The 1,035-nt window shown below is 48.2% G+C and carries 1 protein-coding gene; it reads right to left on the bottom strand.

Features of this window, described 5'->3' with window-relative positions; all coding sequences use genetic code 11:
• Nucleotides 1-167: 167 nt before the first annotated feature.
• On the bottom strand, nt 168-1,035 hold an 868-nt coding region (locus D6694_00750), incomplete at its 5' end, for a hypothetical protein (protein RMH48238.1).

Here is a 1,035-nt window from a genome sequence, read left to right as displayed (position 1 = left end):
GTGCAGGCGTGAGACGGGCCTGCGCCTGGCCCCGCCTCCCTAAAACACGTACCGCAGGCCGAACTGGAACTGGCGCGGGGGGCTGGCATTGCGGCGCACGAGCACGCCCGTGTCGGCCGCGCCCACCTGGATCTGGTTGCTCTGCGTCGCATTGTTCGTGTATCCGCTCAGGTTTTCCGGCGCAGAATACCAAGACGGTTATTCTTGAAATCAATCATAACCACATCGTTCAGGAAAAACACATTTCCCATGATTCCCAGAAGATTTTCCTCGCGAAAAAATTCCCCCTGAATAGGCCAGTAATAAACCCTGATCTTATCTGATACGTTTTTATCAGCCACCGATATGGAAACATCATTTTTCACAGGAGCACCCGGGATAGGTATCAGACGCCCCCATGAATGAATGAGTAGTGTGTCTATGTCATTGGAGGTCAGATCAGCGACTCTTGACCATTCCAAACTATCTGCCATGAGAAGAGGAAAAATGCTCGACCCCGTATCGAACATTACATAATGCAACTCATCTCCCAATTTGATGGGCATTTTTATGCCTCCTACGACCTCAATGGAAATATCCAGTGTGTCGAACTGACGGAGTTGATCGTCCCCTAACGCATCGACCATGCACAATCGTTTACCGGGGTAGTCTAAAATAAGAATATTATCCCTGAATAAATCTCGTCCAATAGTACCAATATGCTTGGGTACCATGGACCCCACCGAATCTTTCGGGACCTCATCACCAAATCCCACCATAACATAGGTATTCCTATGCCAGACGTAGGAAGAGCCCATTTTCAGCACTATATCCTTGAATTCATAAACCCTGTTTTCATCAAAATAAACCGAACGTGAGCTATCAATCTTGGCCCTCAGCCACGGGTACGAATCGAAATAATTCTTCAACCCATTCTCGTACAAAACGGACCCCTCTGACCCAAGATCGAGTTGCGCTATAAACCTGTCCCGAATTCCTTCAATTTCGAAAGGTACTACCATGGCCGCCCTTTCGAATTCACGACCTGATATTTCG

The sequence above is a fragment of the Gammaproteobacteria bacterium genome (assembly GCA_003696665.1).
GTDB lineage: Bacteria > Pseudomonadota > Gammaproteobacteria > Enterobacterales.
Note: the sequence above shows the minus strand (reverse complement) of the source record. Positions and strands in the feature narration are given on the sequence as shown.